Here is a 16,517-nt window from a genome sequence, read left to right as displayed (position 1 = left end):
GGCCCGTGTCGTCGGACCGGTGAGACCTTATCGATCCACTGCCCGAGGGGGACCGTGCCATGGCCACCGACACGACGACACCCACCGCACAGCGCACCACACAGCGCACCACCTCGTTCCTGCGCACCGCGATCGCCCTGCAGACCCTGACCATCTTCCTCCAGGCGATCTCCGCCGGCCTGCTGCTCACCACGTCCTACGGCGAGACCCTGCACAGCGTCGGCGCCCGCGTGATGTACGCCGCCGCCATGCTCTACGTCCTCGCGGCGGTCCTCGCCTGGAAGCCGGGCGGCGGCTCCCTCCGCCCCGTCTGGCAGGCGTCCGGCTTCCTCGCCCTCGCCTCGATCCAGGTCGTCCTCGGCATCGCCCACGTCCCGTCGGTCCATCTCCCGCTGGGCGTCCTGATGTTCGGGCTGAGCCTGGTGGCACTGGTCCGGCGCTAGTTCCCTCGCTAGTTCCCTTGCGGGGCCACGCCGATCTGTACGCGGTGACGGCTCGGGGTGTCGATCTCGTCGAGGAGGGCGAGGGCGAAGTCCTCGGGTGTGAGGGAGGTGGTCGGGTCGGCGAGGGAGAGGCGGTAGCCGCCGGAGCGGGGGCTGTCGGGGGCGAAGTCGCCCGCCGGGCTGACGATCAGCCAGTCCGGCGGGGCGGCGGACGTGTCGTGGAGTACGGCCGCTCCGGCGGCGTGGGCGAGGGCGAAGGAGCGGTGGTGCGCGGGGAAGACCGGGGTGTCCAACAGCCTTGTGCCGTCCGGGGTTTCGAGCAGGGCTGACAGGCCGACGGCGACCAGGCGGCCCACTCCCGCTTGTGCCAGGCCCTTGACGAGGGCGCGGGCGGCGGCCGGGAAGAAGACGTCAGGAGGGGAACCGGCGTCGTACGCGGCATGGATCGCGGCGTCGTGACCGGCGGCGAGGTGCGCCACCGAGCCCGGGTCGGTGACATCGCCCCCGCGCAGCCGCGCCCCCGCCACCCTCAAGTCCCCATGCCGGTCCGGGTTTCGGACGACCGCCGTGACGTCGTACCCCCTGCGCAACGCCTCGTCCACGGCCGCTCGGCCGATCCGTCCACCCGCCCCGAAGACGATGACCCCGCTCATGTCCGACTCCTCGCGTCCTCGCCCACCGCGCTCTGCGGGGTGCCCCGGCACGGTAGTCGGCCCCCTGGTTACCTCCGGGACACCTCGTCCGGCGCTACCGTGGCCCCGTGACCGACCCCCTGGACCCGGAGATGTTCGACCCGCTCTGTCCCTCCGGGCTGATGCCGTTCCGGGTGGGGGACAAGTGGGCCGGGATGATCGTCAGGTGTCTGGAGGGCGGGCCCCGGCGCTTCTCCGAACTCCGGGTGCCGCTGCGGGACATCACGGCCAAGGTGCTCACGCGGTCGCTGCGGGCGCTGGAGCGGGACGGATTCGTGGTCCGTACCGTCCATGTCGAACCCGCCCGGGACGTGCGGTACGCCCTGACCCCGCTCGGGCGGAGCCTGCTGCCCCTGCTGGACGCGGCGCGGGAGTGGGCGGAGGCTCATCTGGACGAACTGCTGGACGCGCGGGAGGGGTTGAGGATCAGCTCGCGGTCACCAGCTCCACCGGACGGCCCGGCTCCCCGGTGATGAACTCCAGCAGCCGTGCGGCCTCCTCGGCCACCGCCTCCTTGTCCTGCCGGGACGCGTCCTCGAACAAGGTCACCGTCAGACGGGTCGTCGCACGCTGCCGCTCCGTCTTCCACACTCCGGCCACGAAGCCGTCGAGCAGCACCGTCGGCAGAACACGGCCGCCGGGACGGAAGACGCGGGGGCGGTACGCGTCCGGGATGACGCGGGTGCGGTCGTGGTGGGAGAGCAGCAGGTTGTCGTACTCGGGGAGCAGCCGTACCGGGGCGGGGGTGTCCCCGTCGGGGACGGAGGCGCCGGGCAGGTCGAACAGCTCCGTGCCGTTCTCGTCCCGCAGGACCGCCAACTCGCCGCGCAGCCGCTTGAGAACCGCGGCCATGCCCGTGAGTCCGGACCACACCTGGAGGTCCTTGGCGGTGGCCGGACCGAACGCCGCGAGGTAGCGACGCACCAACTCCGCCGGTTCGTCCGCGTCGTGACAGGGTCCGCCCAGCCACGCGTCCGCCGTCACATAGACGGCGCTCGACCCCGACCCCCAGGTGCCGCCCGGCGGTCGCTGCACCACGGGCAGTTCGCAGCGCAGCGCGATGTAGGCGAGCGCGGCGGCGTCGCGGTCGGGGAACGACTTCAGCAGGGCCTCGCCCAGCTCGCCGAGCGCGTACGGGCGTTGCCCTGCCGTCATCACCTGGAGCGTGGCCCGGAGCAGGGTGGCCCGCACCACCTCGCGGCCATCGCCTTGCCCCACTTCCTTCCGTGCGCCACGGTGGAACGGTCTTCGCGGTCATCCCATCACAGGCCGCGTCATCCCACCGGCCCCCGCGCATCCTTCGGGCCGGTTTCAACTTAGGTAAGCCAAACCTAATGTCGGATAACATGCAGCTCACCGCACCGATCCCGGGAGTCCGCTTGTCCCAGACCATCGACACGACCGCGCCCCGCCCCGCCGACACCGACGGGTATGTGGAGCTGCGCTCCAAAGAAGAGCTGCGGACCCTGCTCGGTGAGCCGTTCCCGCTCGTCATCGACAAGGTGCACAGCCAACTCGACGACCAGGACCGGGACATCCTCGCCCGCTCACCCTTCTGTCTGCTCTCCACCTCCGACAGCCGGGGCAACTGTGACGTCTCACCGCGCGGGGACGGACCGGGCTTCACGCACATCCTCGGGCCTTCGACCCTCGCCCTCCCCGACCGGCTCGGCAACCGGCGGGCCGACAGCTTCCACAACATCCTGGAGAACCCGCACGCCGGACTGCTCTACCTCGTCCCCGGCGGCACGGACGTGCTCCGCGTCAACGGACGCGCCCGCATCCTGACCGACGCGCCGTTCTTCGACGCGATGACCCGCGACGGACGACGCCCGCTGCTCGCGCTCGTGCTCGACATCGACGAGATCTATCTGCACTGCCCGCAGTCGCTGCGCCGCTCGGGCCTGTGGAACCCGGACACCTGGCCCGCACGCTGAGGCCGGGGGAGCGGTGCCGCACCGGGGCTGACCAGCACGAGTAAGGATAGGCTAACCTTCCTTCGTGAGTTCCGGTGAAGAGAAACCCGAGGCCCCCCGTATGCGTGGCCATGAACTGGCCGCGCACGACGTGACCGTGGCCTACGGCGGCACGGACGTGGTGCACGGCGCGGCAATCACGCTGCGCCCCGGCGAGGTCACGGTCCTGGTCGGCCCCAACGGCAGCGGCAAGTCGACGCTGCTGCGCACCCTGGCCCGCCTCCAGCGCCCCCGCTCCGCCACGCTCACGCTCGGCGGCGAGGGTGGCGACGGCGGCGACAGTGTCGACAGTGGCGAAGGCGGCGGCGAAGGAATCGGCGTCGGTCAGGATCGGCAGCCACTGGACGGCCTCGCCCTGACCGCCCGTGACTTCGCCCGCCGCGTGGCCCTGCTGACCCAGGGCCGTCCCACCCCGAGCGGGCTGACCGTGCGGGACATCGTCGAGTTCGGCCGCTACCCGCACCGGGGCCGCTGGTCCCGGGCCGACCCGCAGGGCGCCGACGCCGTACGCCGCGCGCTCGCCCTCACCGACCTCGAAGGGCTCGCGGACCGGGGCGCCGAGCACCTCTCCGGCGGCCAGCTCCAGCGCGTCTGGCTCGCGAGCTGCCTCGCCCAGGACACCGGCGTCCTTCTCCTCGACGAACCCACCACCTATCTCGACCTGCGCTACCAGGTCGAACTGCTCGACCTGATGCGGGACCTGGCGGACGACCACGGCATCGCCGTCGGCGCCGTCCTGCACGACCTGGACCAGGCCGCCGCCGTCGCCGACCGCGTCACCCTGCTCAGCGCGGGCCGCGTCGTCGCCGACGGCCGCCCCGAGGACGTCCTCACGTCCGAGCGCCTGACCGAGATCTACGGCATCCGTATCGATGTCGACCCCGACCCCCTGACCGGCCGCCTGCGCACCCGCGCCGTCGGCCGCCACCACGCACGCACCGGAAGGCTCAGCACCACCTCATGAGACGCCACCTCATCGCCCTCGCCGCCCTGTCCGCGACCGCCGTCGCCCTGACCGGCTGCGGCACCACCGAACCCGCCGCCAAGGACTCCGGCAAGACCGCCGCCAAGAGCATCACCCTGACCGACGCCACCGGTGCCGAGGTCAAGCTCGACGGCCCCGCCAAGAAGGTCGTCGGCACCGAGTGGAACGTCGTGGAGAGCCTCGTCTCGCTCGGCGTCGACCCCGTCGGCGTCGCCGACGTCAAGGGCTACGGGACGTGGGACACCGCCGCCCCCCTGAAGAACGCGCCCAAGGACATCGGCACCCGGGGCGAGCCCAGCATGGACACCATCGCCTCGCTCTCGCCCGACCTGATCGTGGCCACCACCGACCTGCCGGCCGCCGCCGTCAAGCAACTGCGCAAGATAGCCCCGGTGCTGGAGGTCCGCTCGGCGAAGGCGGCCGACCAGATCGGGCAGATGAAGACCAACCTGGACCTGATCGCGCGCGCCACCGGCACCACCGCCAAGGCCACCGAGGTGAACAAGGCGTTCGACGCCAAGCTCGCCGAGGGCAAGAAGAAGCTCGCCGCCGCCGGGCACGCCGGTGACCCCATCGCCTTCGCGGACGGCTACGTCGCCTCCCACCAGGTCTCCATCCGCCCCTACACCAGCGGTTCGCTCATCGGCACCGTCAACGAACGCCTCGGCCTGAAGAACGCCTGGAAGCTCAAGGGCGACCCCGCCTACGGCCTCGCCTCCACCGACGTCGAGGGCCTGTCCGCCGTCGGCGACGCCCACTTCGCCTACATCGGCAACGAGAGCGAGGGGACCGACCCGTTCAAGAAGGACCTCGCCAAGAACGCCGCCTGGAAGTCGCTGCCCTTCGTGAAGAAGGGCGATGTGCACCAGCTGCCCGACGGCATCTGGATGTTCGGCGGCCCGCGGTCCATGCAGGCGTACGTCGACGCCGTCGTCGCCGCCCTGACGAAGTAGCACCATGGCCGCCACCGCAACAGCCCCCGCCGCCGTGGCACCGGCAGAGAACTCCAGGACGGGCGCGGTCGCGGTGGCGGCCCTGCTCGTGTGCCTGGTCGCCGTCCTCGCGGTCCTCGACATCACCCAGGGCACCTCCTCCGTCGGCGCGTCCGAGGTCTGGAAGGCCCTCACCGGCCGCGCCGACGAGGCCGACGCCTCCGTGGTCATCGCCTCCCGGCTGCCCCGCGCCGCCGCCGGACTGCTGGCCGGGGCCGCCCTCGGCATGGCCGGGTCCGCCCTGCAGACCGTCAGCCGCAACGTGCTGGCCTCCCCGGACACCCTCGCCGTCAACGCCGGTTCCTACCTCGGCCTCGGCGTGCTCAGCGTGAGCGGAGCCACGCTCCCCCTGTTCGCCTCCTCCGGCGTGGCCTTCACCGGCGGACTCGCCGCCGCGGCCGTCGTCCTCTCGCTGGCCGGACCCGGCGCGGGCACCGTACGGCTCGTCCTCGCGGGCAGCGCCCTCTCGCTCGGCCTGTCCGCCGTCACCGACGCCCTGCTGCTGCTCTTCCCCGAGCGCACCCACGGCCTCTACCTGTGGAACCAGGGCAGCATCAGCCAGAACGGCTTCGACGGCGTCCTCCAGATGGCCCCCGTCGCCGCCGCAGGACTCCTCGGACTCCTCCTCGTCGCCCGCCGCCTCGACGCCCTCGCCCTCGGCGACGAGGCCGCGCGCGGCATCGGCGTCCCGGTCCGCGCCACCCGGATCACCGTGGTGGTGTGCGCCGCGCTGCTCTCGGCGGCGGCCGTCACCCTGACCGGCCCGGTCGGCTTCGTCGGCCTGTGCGCCCCCGCCCTGGTACGGCCCCTGGCCCGCAGGCTCAGGCCGTTCGTCCGCGTCCGGGTCAACCTGCCCGTGGCCGGTCTCGCCGGTGCGGCCCTCGTGCTCGGCGCCGACGTGCTGCTGCGCGCGAGCATGTCGACGGAACTCTCCGTCGCCGTCCCCACCGGCGTCGTCACCAGCCTCCTCGGTGCCGTGTTCCTCGTCGGCATGGCCCTGCGCGTGCGGGACACCACCAGCGCCGCCGCGCCCGAACGGCTGCGCATCCCGAGCCGCGCCGTCTTCCTCGCGACGGTCGCTGTCCTCGTCGCGGCCCTTGTCGGCGTGGCCGTCGCCGGAGTCCTCCTCGGCGACACCAAGCTCCTCCTCGGCGACGTCGCCAACTGGGCCCAGGGACAAGCGGGTCAGGCCGTCGGCTTCGTCCTCGACACCCGGGTGCCGAGGGTCGTCGCGGCCCTCCTCGCGGGCGCCGCCCTCGCCCTCTCGGGCACCCTTGTGCAGGCCGTCACCCGCAACCCGCTCGCCGAACCCGGCATCCTCGGCGTCTCCGGCGGCGCGGCCCTCGGCGCGGTCCTGCTCGTGACGACCGTCCCGGTCGCGGGGTCCTGGGGCATCGCCGGGGCGGCCTTCGCGGGCGCCGCGCTCGCCTCCCTGCTCGTCTTCGGGCTCGCGGCACGCGGCGGCTTCGGGCAGAGCAGGCTCGTCCTCGTCGGCATCGGTGTGTCCACCGCCGCCATCGCGCTCATCAGCCTGCTCATCGTGCTCACCGACCCGTTCAACGCGACCAAGGCGCTCACCTGGCTGTCCGGCTCCACCTACGGCCGTACGCTGCCCGACGCCCTGCCCGTCGCCGGCGCGCTGGTGCTCGGCACCGTCGTCGCCGTCGTACGGCGCACCGAACTCGACCTGGTCGCGCTGGACGACGACACGCCCCGGCTGCTCGGCCTGCGCACCGCACCGGCCCGCTTCGGGCTGCTCGTGGTCGCCGTCCTCCTCAGCGCCACCGCCGTCGCCGCCGCCGGAACCATCGGCTTCGTCGGCCTGGTCGCCCCGCACGCCGCCCGCGCCCTGGTCGGCCGCAGACACGCGCGCGTCATCCCCGTCGCGCTCCTCCTGGGCGCCGTCCTGGTCGGCACCGCCGACCTCCTCGGCCGCACCGTCATCGCCCCGGCCCAGCTCGGCGCCGGACTGATGACGGCCGCGATCGGCACGCCGTACTTCCTGTACCTGCTCGTCCGCTCCCGGCGTTAGGACCCGTGCCGAAGACGGTGACCGTCCTGGTCGCGGCCGTCAGACGCGTGGCCGTGACCGGCCACGTCACGACGGCGCCGCGTAACAGAGGACGGTCACCGTCTGCCGCGGGCTCCACCGCTGCTCGACCGCGGCCAGCAGCGTCCAGCCCAGCCGCTCGTACAAGGCTGCCGCGGCGGTGTCGGTGGCGACGACGTCGAGCACCGGATGCAGGCCACGGCGCCGCGCCTCCGCCACCGCCCGGCCGATCAGCAGCGCGCCGATCCCCTGTCCCCGCGCCCGCGGGGCGACGAACAACCGGGCGACCACGGCGGTCTCGTCCCGCCTCGCCCCGTTCCGCTCGCTCCACACCCCCGGTGCCAGGTCGCCTTCGTCGCCTCGCGACAGACCGACATGCCCCGTCAGACGGCCGTCGAGTTCGGCGACCTAGGAGCCCAGCAGGGGACCGTGCGACAGCCACTCGCCCGGCTGATCAGGCCAGTTCACCGGGTAGCCGTCCAGCCGATGGACCTCCGCGAGGACCCGCACACATTCCTCGACATCGCCGTCGGCCCGCTGCCGGACGCGGCGGCTCGGCCTCACGCCGGGCACCCCGGAGTCGTCGATGCTCACTCCGGAAGAGGAACACGGGCCGCTCTGTCACCGCCAGCCACTTTCGGCCCCGGCCCCTTGGGAAGATCGCGAACGCGGACCGACGGCACGTCAACGCAGGGCGTGCGCAGCGACAAAGGGGCGCACGCCCTGTTTGTATGAGCCCTGGACGCGCCCCCTGAGGTACGGCGAGAATGCGCCGTATCGAAAGCGAACGGCCGTTCCACGGCCGCCCGGCTTCCCAGGAAGGCAGGTTGGCCACGTGCTGCTGCGTCTGCCCACGTCCGTGTCCGAAGCTCGGGGACACCTCGCCGAAGGAGCCGTCCCGATAGGCGGGGCGACGCTCGTCTGGGCCACCTGGCAGCGCGACGGATTCCCCGCGCAGGCCATGTCGCTGCGCGAACTCCCCGAGGCCAACGTCCTCGGCCGTGAGGAACTGGGCGGCGCCGTCGTCCTGCACCGCATAGACGAGCGTGTCCCCGAGGTGCTGCGCCAGGCCGCGGGCTCGGTCGGCACCGGTGCCGTGCGCCGTGCGGCCACCGTCGGCGGCAACCTCGCGGGCAGCAGCCTGCGCTGTCTGCTTCCGGCCGCGCTCGTCCTGGAGGCCCGCGCCACGGTGCTCACCGCCGACGGGGTCTACGAGACCGACTTCGCCGAAGTCCTCGCCAAGCGCCCGGTGTTGCTCAGCCTGCGCTGGCGCACGCCGGTCGCGAGCGCCTACCGCAAGCTCCCCGGCGAGCCCGGCGGACCCCCGCCGCTCGTCGTCGCCTCCGCCCTGCACGCCCTCGGCGGCGACCGCTACCGGCTCTGCGTCGCCGTCCGCGACGGCTACGAGGTCCTGAGCGAGTCCACCGAGTGCGGCGCCGACCCCCGTGAACCCCTGCGCGCGCTGCGGGCGACGCCGGTCGGCGAGGTGGCCGGGGCGTGGGAGACCGTACGGTCGCAGGTGGTCGAGCTGACGGGTCGTTGAGCCGGTCAATTCCCTTGCGTGGCACATGAGTCGGGCCCCGATGCGTCCCGCGCACCGGGGCTCGGCCCATGGCGTGCCGTGTCAGACCGCGCTGTCGCGCAGCTCCGCCAGCGTCGCCGTCGTCAGCTGCCGGGACGGCCCGCCGTCCTCCACCAGCACCACGTCGCAGGACGCGCCGTGCGCCAGCGCGGCGGTCAGGCTGCCGTCCGCGAACTGCGCGAGTGCCCCGCGCGGCGAGCGGCCCACCGCAACAGCGCGGGCACCCACCCGGGCGGCGTGCTCGGCCAGCACCCGGCCCGCGGTCGCGTGGTCGCCCACGCTGGTCAGGATCTGGCCGGTGGCGGCGATGCCGTGCGCGGCGAGCCGGTCGAGATGCGCGGTGACGGCCGCCCGCGCCGCCTCGGCGCTCTCCGTCTCCGCCGCCTGCTCCTCCACCACGGCGGTCTCCTGCACATGCACCACCTCCAGCGGGCTGCCGGACTCCCGGGCCAGCCTGGCCGCCGCGTCCACGACCGCGTCGGCCCCCTCGTACGCCCCCACCGCGACGACCACCGGCGGTACGTCCGTCGTGGCCGGAGCGCCCACGGCGGTGAGCGACGGCGTCAACGGCGCACCCTCCTCCGGGCGTTCCTCGGCCTGACGCAGCAGCCGGTGTCCACCGGCCAGCACCGGAATCGCCAGCAGGAAGGTGGCGGCGCCCAGGTAGAACGGCACGCTGAGGTCGGTCGCGTCGGCCAGCTTGCCCGCCACGTACGGCGCGAGACCGCCGCCGATGAACCGCAGGAAGCCGTAGGACGAGGAGGCCACCGGGCGCTCCACGGGGGAGACCAGCATGACGGCCTGCGTGGTCAGCGTGTTGTTGATGCCGATGAAGGCACCGGAGACGACGACCGCCGTGATCACCACGGCCGGGCTGTCCACCCCGGCCGCGATGACCGCCATCACGACGCTGAGGCAGAAGAGATTGACGTACAGCACCGGCGCCGTACCGAAGCGCGCCTGCAGACGCGGGGCGAAGAACACGCTGAACGCCGCGACCAGCAGACCCCAGCCGGTGAAGACCAACCCGAGCTGGTGCGCGTCCAGTTCCATGGGGTACGGCGCGTAGCCGAGCATGGTGAAGAAGCCCCAGTTGTAGAGCAGCGCCATGATGCCCATGGTCAACAGGCCCCGGTGGCGCAGGGCCTTGAGCGGGGCGAGCGGTGAGGTGGGCCGGGCGGGCTTCGGCAGCGACGGGACGAAGACGAGCGTGGCGACCAGGGCGATCGCCATCAGCACGGCGACCCCGAAGAACGGTCCGCGCCAGCTGATCGCCCCCAACTCGCCGCCCAGCAGCGGTCCGACGGCTATCCCGAGGCCGAGCGCGGTCTCGTAGAGGATGATCGCGCCGCCGAAACCGCCGCTCGCGGAGGCCACGATGACGGCCAGCGAGGTGGCGATGAACAGCGCGTTGCCCAGCCCCCAGCCCGCCCGGAAGCCGACGATGCCGTTGATGGAACCGCTGCACCCGGCGAGGGCGGCGAAGACGACGATGATGGCCAGCCCGATGACCAGCGTGCGCTTGGCGCCGAACCGGCCGGAGAACCAGCCGACGACCAGCATCGCGACCGCGGTGACGATCAGATAGCTGCTGAACAGCAGCGAGACCTGGCTGGGGGTGGCGTGCAGATTCTTGGCCAGCGCGGGCAGGATCGGGTCCACCAGACCGATGCCCATGAACGAGATGACACAGGCGAACGCGACGGCCCAGACGGCCTTCGGCTGCCTGAACGGGCTGGCGGCCTTTCCATGCGGTGCAGTCATTACCGCTTCTCTCCAGTCATGAAGTGACGGGGACAGAGATCTCGACGGGACGGAACAGAGGGGGAGTTGGAGGCGCCGGTGCTAGTGCGCGCCCTCCTCCTCGATCGCGCGGGTCAGCGCCGGGAGTGCCGTACGGACCGCCGCCCGCTCCTCCTCGGGCATCCGGTCCAGGAGCAGGCCCAGCGCCTCCGAGCGTTCGGCCCGGCGCCGCCGGAACACCTCGAGACCGGTCTCGGTGGCCTCGACCAGCACCCCCCGGCCGTCGGTGCGGTCGGCGGTGCGCCGCACCAGGCCCGCACGCTCCATACGGGTGACGAGCTGGGTCATGTTGGGCTGGGTGGCGTTCTCGGCCCGGGCCAGCTCGGTCAGCCGCTGCGGACCCTCGCGGACCACCCGGCCGAGCGCGGAGGAGGCGGCGACGCTCAGGCCGCCCGCCGTGGCGCTGCGGCGCATGTGGCGCACCAGGTGCTCCACGGCGATCAGCAGATCTTCGGCCGACGTGTCGGGGCGCGGTCCGCCGGAGTCCATAACCCGCTTATGCATAACTCCATTATGCAGATGCGTGTACCGTGAAGCAACATCGATCCCCGGCCCTGCCCTGACCAGGATTTACGCCGGGAAACCGCCCCCGCCCAGCAGCCGGACCTCCACCGAGTGGGCCCGCAACGACACCCTGGAGGACTACTCCCTGCGCTACGCGCCGAAGTCCTGACGGCGGCCGTCGTCATCTTCCTCACCGGCATCCCGATCTCGTACTCCTCCGCGAAGTACTCGATCGACATGGACCTGCTGACCCGGGGCGCGGGCTTCGGCTACCTCGGCTCGACCCTCACCTCGGTCATCTACGCCAGCTTCACCTTCATCTTCTTCGCGCTCGAAGGCTCGATCATGGCGCAGGCCCTCGAACTCGGCCTGCACATCCCGCTCGCCCTCGGCTACGTCATCTGCTCCCTGGTCGTCCTGCCGCTCGTCGTCCACGGCATGACCGCGCTCTCCCGGATGCAGGTGTGGACCCAGCCGGTCTGGCTGGTGCTGATGGTCGCGCCGTTCGTCTCCATCGCCGTCCAGGAGCCGGAGAAGTTCGGCCGGTTCACCCACTTCGCCGGGAACTCGCCCACCGGCTCCAGCCTCAGCATGATCGGCGTCGGAGTGGGCGCGGGTGTGGCCCTCTCCTTGATCGCGCAGATCGGGGAGCAGGTGGACTATCTGCGCTTCATGCCCGACAAGACGGCGGCCAACGGCAGGCAGTGGTGGGCCGCCGTCCTCAGCGCCGGACCCGGCTGGGTCGTCCTCGGCGCGCTCAAGCAGATCGGCGGCGCCTTCCCCTGGGGCTGGCCACGTTCTTCGTGATCCTCTCCCAGATAAAGATCAACTCCACGAACGCGTACTCCGGTTCGCTGTCCTGGTCCAACTTCCTCTCCCGGCTGACGCACCGTCACCCCGGGCGGGTCGTCTACATCTTCCTCAACGTCGGCATCGCGCTCGCCCTCATGGAGTTCGGCGTCTTCGGCCTCCTCAACACCGTGCTCGGGTTCTACTCCAACGTGGCCATCGCCTGGATCGGCGCGGTCGTCGCGGACCTGGTCGTCAACAAGCCGCTCGGACTGAGCCCGTCGTACATCGAGTTCAAGCGGGCCCACCTCCATCACTTCAACCCGGTCGGCTTCGGCTCGATGCTGATCGCCTCGGCGGTGTCCATCGCCGCGTACTTCGGGGCCTTCGGCGCGTATGGCAAGGCGTTCTCGCCGTTCGTGGCGCTGGTGCTGGCCATGGTGCTGTCGCCGCTGTTCGCGGTGGTGACGAAGGGGCGGTACTACATAGCGCGGGTGGATGACCTGGGCGAGTCGCACATGGTCGCGGCGCACATGGCTGAGGTGCACATGGGCGAGCCCCACATGTCCGACACACCCATAACGCTCGACTGCACCGTGTGCGACACCGCCTTCGAGCGCCCCGACATGGCCCACTGCCCCTTCCACCAGGGCACGGTCTGCTCCCTGTGCTGCAGCCTGGAGAAGGATTGCCACGACAGGTGCAAGAGCGAGGGGACGGGCGGCCCCGTGGAACTCGCCGCCCCCACCCTGCGCGCCCTGGAGCAGGACTGACGGGCAACCGGACCGCCCGGACCCGCCCTCAGGACGCGGCGGGTCCGGGTCATTCCTTGTATCCCCTGGCCCCCGCGCTTAGCCTCTGGCTCGACACGTCAGGACAGGTAGGTCGACGATGACGCAGCCGCAGGACCCCCGCCACGGCGGAGCCGACCGCCAGATCCATCTGGAGACCCAGGGCCTCGACGTGATCGGCGACGCCGATCGCAAGGGCACCCCGAGCACCCTGTTCTGGCCCTGGTTCGGTGCCAACGTCTCCGTCCTCGGGCTCAGCTACGGCGCCTTCGCGCTCGGCTTCGGCATCTCCTTCTGGCAGGCCCTCGTCGCCGGAGTGCTCGGCATCATCGCCTCCTTCCTGCTCTGCGGCCTCATCGCGGTCGCGGGCAAACGCGGCTCGGCCCCCACCATGGTCCTCAGCCGCGCCGCCTACGGCGTACGCGGCAACCGGCTGCCGTCCGTCGTCTCCTGGATACTCACCGTCGGCTGGGAGACCGCCCTCGCCACCCTCGCGACGCTCGCCACCGCCACCGTCTTCGCCCGGCTCGGCTGGGGCGGCGGCACCGAGACCAAGGCCGTCGCCCTCCTCGTGGTGGCCGCCCTCACCGTGGTCGGCGGCGTCATGGGCTTCGACCTCATCATGCGGATCCAGACGGTGATCACCCTGATCACCGGCGTGCTCACCGTCATCTACATCGCCCTGGTCGCCGACCACGTCGACTGGGACACCGTCAGCGCCATCCCGGCGGGCTCCGCCCAGCAGTTCATCGGCGCGCTGGTGTTCGTGATGACCGGCTTCGGCCTCGGCTGGGTCAACGCAGCCGCCGACTACTCCCGTTATCTGCCCCGCGCCTCCTCCAGCCGGGGCGTCATCGGCTGGACCGCCTTCGGCGCCTCGGCGGCCCCGCTGCTCCTGCTCGTCTTCGGCCTGCTGCTCGCGGGCTCCTCCGGCACACTGAGCGAGGCCATCGCCGCCGACCCCATCGGCGCCCTGACCACCATCCTGCCCACCTGGTTCCTGGTCCCCTTCGCGCTCGTCGCCGTCCTCGGCCTGGTCGGCGGCGCCGTCCTCGACATCTACTCCTCCGGCCTCGCCCTGCTCTCCGCCGGACTACGGGTGCCCCGCTATCTGGCCGCGTTCGTCGACGGCGTCCTGATGATCGCCGGTTCCATCTACATCGTGTTCTTCGGCGGGGCCTTCCTCGGCGAGTTCATGGGCTTCCTCACCACCCTCGGCGTGCCCATCGCCGCGTGGTGCGGCGTGATGCTCGCCGACCTCGCCCTGCGCCACCGCGACTACGACGAGGGCGACCTCTACCGCCCCGACGGCCGCTACGGCGACGCGCCCGTCCTGCCCCTCGTCCTCACCACCGGCGCCACCGCCGTCGGCTGGGGCCTGGTCACCAACACCGCCGCGAGCTGGCTCACCTGGCAGGGCTATCTGCTCGGCCCGCTCGGCCTCGGCGGCAAGTCGGGCCCGTGGGCGTACGCCAACCTCGGCGTCCTCGTCGCCCTCGCGCTCTCCTTCCTCGGCACCCTGCTGCTCGGCCGGGGCCGGGTGCGCGCCCAGGAGACGGCGCCGCCGAGCCCGCCGTACGAGGGGAGCCCCGCCATATGACCGCCCCCGCGTCTGCGCCCCCCGGTCTGCTCGCCGTCATCGACATGCAGCACGTCTTCGCCGACCCGGACAGCCCCTGGGGGGGTACCCCGCTTCGCGGACGCGGCGGCGGGCGTACGGCGCCTGCTGCCCGCCTACACCGGCCGCACCGTCTTCACCCGCTTCCTCGCCCCGTCGCTGCCGACCGGGGCCTGGCGTGCCTACTACGCCCGCTGGCCCTTCGCGCTCCAGCCGCCGCAGGCCCCGCTGTGGCGGCTGGCCGGTGACGTCGCGGGGTTCGCGGACCGCGCGGGGCCGACCCTGGACACCGAGACCTTCGGCAAGTGGACTCCGGGGCTCGCCGCCCGGCTGGGCCCGGGCGAGCCGCTGGTCCTCGCGGGCGTCAGCACCGAGTGCTGCGTCCTGACCACCGCGCTGGCCGCCGCCGACGCGGGCACCGAGGTCCTGGTCGTCGCGGACGCCTGCGCGGGCGTGGACGACCGCGCCCACCGCGAGACCCTGCGCCTGCTGGAGCTGTACGGCCCCCTCGTCCGCGTCGTCACCACCGGGGAACTGGGCGCGCGCAACCAGCCCTGACACCGGGCACGGCCGGGTGCGCGGCGGTGCGCTCGGCCGTCCGGGGAATCGGATGCATGGTCCGCGCCCGACGGGGTACGCGGCGCGGGAGCGCGCCGGGCTCCCGTCCGCGCGCGTGGCCGTACGACCGCTCTACCTGGGGATGTGCCATGGAGACACCCGCTCACGACGACCACCAGACGCCGGCTCAGCAGGCTCTCGACGTGCTGGCCGTCAACACCGCCGACGAGGCGGCACTGGACACCCTCGCGCACAGCGACGTGCTCGTCCCGATGCCGGACGACGCGGCCGAGATGGAGGGCGCCGACTCCTCGACGGTCGCCCTGCCCGTCCTGGAACAGCCCGGAGGCGAGCAGGTCGTCCCCGTCTTCACCTCGGAGATCGAGATGGCCGGGCTGCTGCCCTCCATCTCCCGCTACCGGCTGATCCAGCTCGGCGCCCTCGCCGCCCAGTGGCCGGAGGAGGAACTCTCGCTCACGATCGACGGCAGCTCCGAACACGGACTGACGCTCACCTCGCAGGGAGTGCGGACGCTGCTCGCACGATGAGCGGCCCACCTGGAGGCGGAGTCGTGCCACGTGGGCGGCTCCGCTTCGGGGGAGGGGTGCGCGCCTGTGGGGTGCGCACACATATGTCGGCGCCACATGAGCCAGTCCCACACGGACCACTCCCACATGGGCCAGTCCCACATAGGGCACCGCTCCATAGACGAAGCGTCTCGCCCGGAGGCCGGGCGGCTCAGTCCTCCCCGGCCAGCATCTTCTCCAGCACGGCGCGCTGCAGGGGACGTACCTCGGCGTACAGTTCGCGGCCCTTGCGGGTGAGCGCGACCCACACCCCGCGCCGGTCCTCCACGCACACCGAGCGCTTGACCAGGCCCTCCTTCTCCAGGCGGCCGATCAGCCGGGACAGCGCGGACTGGCTCAGATGGACCCGGCCGACCAGGTTCTGCACCCGGCACTGATCCCCCTCGGCGGGCGACTCGGCGGCCAGGATGTCCAGCACTTCGAAGTCGCTGGCACCGAGCCCGTGCGGATGCAGGACGCGATCGATCTCGCACAGGGTGCGCGCGTGGATCGCGAGGATGTCCCGCCACTGTTCTTCCAGCCGGGCGTCGGCCGTCTTGACTGCCATACCCGCACCGTAGCACCGATCCAGCCACTCCTTGAGTGTGCAAGTAGTACCGGTTCGAGGCCCCGCGCGGCCCCGCCGTACCCCCTTTCCCCGCCCCGTCGCCCGGGACCGGCCACCGGCCGTCCGCAGGGGCCGGTACCGGACAACGGACACCGAGACGCGGACACGGCAGCGCCGCCTGCGCCACAGTGGGACTCGGCGCACGAGGAGCCCGGGAGCGGAGGCGGACACATGATGGGGAGGCCCTCGGGCCGCGTACGGCAGACGGTCCTGGAACTGCTCAAGGACCCGGCGGCCCACTTCCCCGAGGCACGCCGGCACCGCGACCCCGCCGGTACCGGCGTCACCGCGCGCGCCGTCGCCGACCATCTCGGGCTGCCCCGCCGGACCGTCGCCGCCCACCTCGACTTCCTCACCGGCCTCGGTCTGCTGCGCACGCGACGGCGGCGTCTGCGCGTCCACTACCGCCGCGACGAACTCCGCATCGCCGAGGTCGCCCAGCTCTTCGAGAAGGGCTGGTGAACGGCCGCGCGCCGACCCGTCCGCACCATCGCCCCACGCCACACCGGCTCGGACAAAGCGGACCCGCGCGGTAAGAAG

At 72.3% G+C, this 16,517-nt stretch carries 16 protein-coding genes and 3 pseudogenes; 13 read left to right on the top strand and 6 right to left on the bottom strand.

All coding sequences use genetic code 11. The annotated features are described in order from the left end of the window. Positions 1–59: 59 nt before the first annotated feature. Complete coding sequence (locus B079_RS0113155) at positions 60–443, top strand: hypothetical protein (protein WP_018546274.1); 384 nt, start codon at positions 60–62, stop codon at positions 441–443. 8 nt (positions 444–451) lie between these two features. Here the strand turns inward: B079_RS0113155 and B079_RS0113150 are convergent, their stop codons facing one another. Continuing rightward, positions 452–1,096: an NAD(P)-dependent oxidoreductase gene (locus B079_RS0113150; RefSeq protein WP_018546273.1), complete on the bottom strand. Its 645-nt coding sequence runs from the start codon at positions 1,094–1,096 to the stop codon at positions 452–454. A gap of 107 nt (positions 1,097–1,203) precedes the next feature. Here B079_RS0113150 and B079_RS0113145 point away from each other — a divergent pair, with 107 nt between their 5' ends. After that, positions 1,204–1,608 carry a winged helix-turn-helix transcriptional regulator gene (locus B079_RS0113145; RefSeq protein WP_018546272.1) on the top strand — a complete coding sequence of 135 codons (405 nt, stop codon included), beginning with the start codon at positions 1,204–1,206 and terminating at the stop codon, positions 1,606–1,608. On the opposite strand, the gene B079_RS31945 is transcribed toward B079_RS0113145, so the two are convergent. Continuing rightward, positions 1,562–2,353: a winged helix DNA-binding domain-containing protein gene (locus B079_RS31945; RefSeq protein ID WP_158684977.1), complete on the bottom strand. Its 792-nt coding sequence runs from the start codon at positions 2,351–2,353 to the stop codon at positions 1,562–1,564. The two genes, B079_RS0113145 and B079_RS31945, sit on opposite strands and share 47 nt — an antisense overlap. A 128-nt stretch (positions 2,354–2,481) precedes the next feature. Between B079_RS31945 and B079_RS31940 the strand changes: the two genes are divergently transcribed. The 4 genes from B079_RS31940 (at position 2,482) to B079_RS0113120 (ending at position 7,120) form a co-directional block, all read left to right on the top strand. Continuing rightward, the gene (locus B079_RS31940) at positions 2,482–3,072 is read left to right on the top strand and encodes an MSMEG_1061 family FMN-dependent PPOX-type flavoprotein (protein ID WP_018546270.1); all 591 of its coding nucleotides are present in this window, start codon (positions 2,482–2,484) and stop codon (positions 3,070–3,072) included. Between the two features lie 64 nt (positions 3,073–3,136). After that, positions 3,137–4,075, top strand: a complete 939-nt coding sequence (locus B079_RS0113130) for an ABC transporter ATP-binding protein (RefSeq protein WP_026248646.1) — start codon at positions 3,137–3,139, stop codon at positions 4,073–4,075. After that, complete coding sequence (locus tag B079_RS0113125; protein WP_018546268.1) at positions 4,072–5,049, top strand: ABC transporter substrate-binding protein; 978 nt, start codon at positions 4,072–4,074, stop codon at positions 5,047–5,049. Before B079_RS0113130 ends, B079_RS0113125 begins: the two co-directional genes overlap by 4 nt. 4 nt (positions 5,050–5,053) lie before the next feature. Further along, positions 5,054–7,120 carry an iron ABC transporter permease gene (locus tag B079_RS0113120; protein WP_026248645.1) on the top strand — a complete coding sequence of 689 codons (2,067 nt, stop codon included), beginning with the start codon at positions 5,054–5,056 and terminating at the stop codon, positions 7,118–7,120. Positions 7,121–7,186: 66 nt separating this feature from the next. Here B079_RS0113120 and B079_RS31935 read toward each other — a convergent pair. Beyond that, positions 7,187–7,648 (bottom strand): annotated as a pseudogene (locus B079_RS31935) (GNAT family N-acetyltransferase). A gap of 325 nt (positions 7,649–7,973) precedes the next feature. Here B079_RS31935 and B079_RS0113110 point away from each other — a divergent pair. Beyond that, a complete protein-coding gene (locus B079_RS0113110; RefSeq protein ID WP_018546264.1) occupies positions 7,974–8,681 on the top strand; it encodes an FAD binding domain-containing protein in 708 nt (235 codons plus the stop codon). Between the two features lie 81 nt (positions 8,682–8,762). Here the strand turns inward: B079_RS0113110 and B079_RS0113105 are convergent, their stop codons facing one another. Next, a complete protein-coding gene (locus tag B079_RS0113105) occupies positions 8,763–10,484 on the bottom strand; it encodes an MFS transporter (RefSeq protein WP_018546263.1) in 1,722 nt (573 codons plus the stop codon). An 81-nt stretch (positions 10,485–10,565) separates the two neighbouring features. Further along, entirely contained in the window at positions 10,566–11,027 is a 462-nt protein-coding gene (locus B079_RS0113100; RefSeq protein WP_026248644.1) for a MarR family winged helix-turn-helix transcriptional regulator, read from the bottom strand. A gap of 19 nt (positions 11,028–11,046) precedes the next feature. Here B079_RS0113100 and B079_RS36545 point away from each other — a divergent pair, with 19 nt between their 5' ends. The 5 genes and pseudogenes from B079_RS36545 (at position 11,047) to B079_RS0113080 (ending at position 15,331) form a co-directional block, all read left to right on the top strand. Beyond that, the gene (locus tag B079_RS36545) at positions 11,047–11,196 is read left to right on the top strand and encodes a hypothetical protein (RefSeq protein WP_420705770.1); all 150 of its coding nucleotides are present in this window, start codon (positions 11,047–11,049) and stop codon (positions 11,194–11,196) included. Then, a pseudogene (locus tag B079_RS31930) lies at positions 11,190–12,589 on the top strand (purine-cytosine permease family protein); the annotation flags it as partial. The gene B079_RS36545 and the pseudogene B079_RS31930, both read left to right, overlap by 7 nt. A gap of 118 nt (positions 12,590–12,707) precedes the next feature. Continuing rightward, complete coding sequence (locus B079_RS0113090; protein WP_018546261.1) at positions 12,708–14,207, top strand: purine-cytosine permease family protein; 1,500 nt, start codon at positions 12,708–12,710, stop codon at positions 14,205–14,207. Further along, a pseudogene (locus tag B079_RS33905) lies at positions 14,204–14,783 on the top strand (cysteine hydrolase family protein). The gene B079_RS0113090 and the pseudogene B079_RS33905 overlap by 4 nt, the downstream one beginning before the upstream one ends. A 149-nt stretch (positions 14,784–14,932) precedes the next feature. Then, positions 14,933–15,331, top strand: coding sequence for an SseB family protein (locus tag B079_RS0113080; RefSeq protein ID WP_018546259.1), 399 nt, complete (start codon positions 14,933–14,935; stop codon positions 15,329–15,331). A gap of 190 nt (positions 15,332–15,521) precedes the next feature. Here B079_RS0113080 and B079_RS0113075 read toward each other — a convergent pair whose 3' ends face one another. Further along, positions 15,522–15,917 carry a MarR family winged helix-turn-helix transcriptional regulator gene (locus tag B079_RS0113075; RefSeq protein ID WP_018546258.1) on the bottom strand — a complete coding sequence of 132 codons (396 nt, stop codon included), beginning with the start codon at positions 15,915–15,917 and terminating at the stop codon, positions 15,522–15,524. A gap of 231 nt (positions 15,918–16,148) precedes the next feature. On the opposite strand from B079_RS0113075, the gene B079_RS0113070 reads away from it, so the two are divergent. Continuing rightward, positions 16,149–16,439, top strand: a complete 291-nt coding sequence (locus B079_RS0113070) for a hypothetical protein (protein WP_018546257.1) — start codon at positions 16,149–16,151, stop codon at positions 16,437–16,439. Positions 16,440–16,517 lie beyond the last annotated feature (78 nt).

The sequence above is a fragment of the Streptomyces sp. LaPpAH-108 genome (assembly GCF_000373625.1).
Lineage (GTDB): Bacteria > Actinomycetota > Actinomycetes > Streptomycetales > Streptomycetaceae > Streptomyces.
The sequence above is the reverse complement of the archived record's forward strand: the minus strand, read 5'-3'. Positions and strand labels throughout refer to the sequence as shown.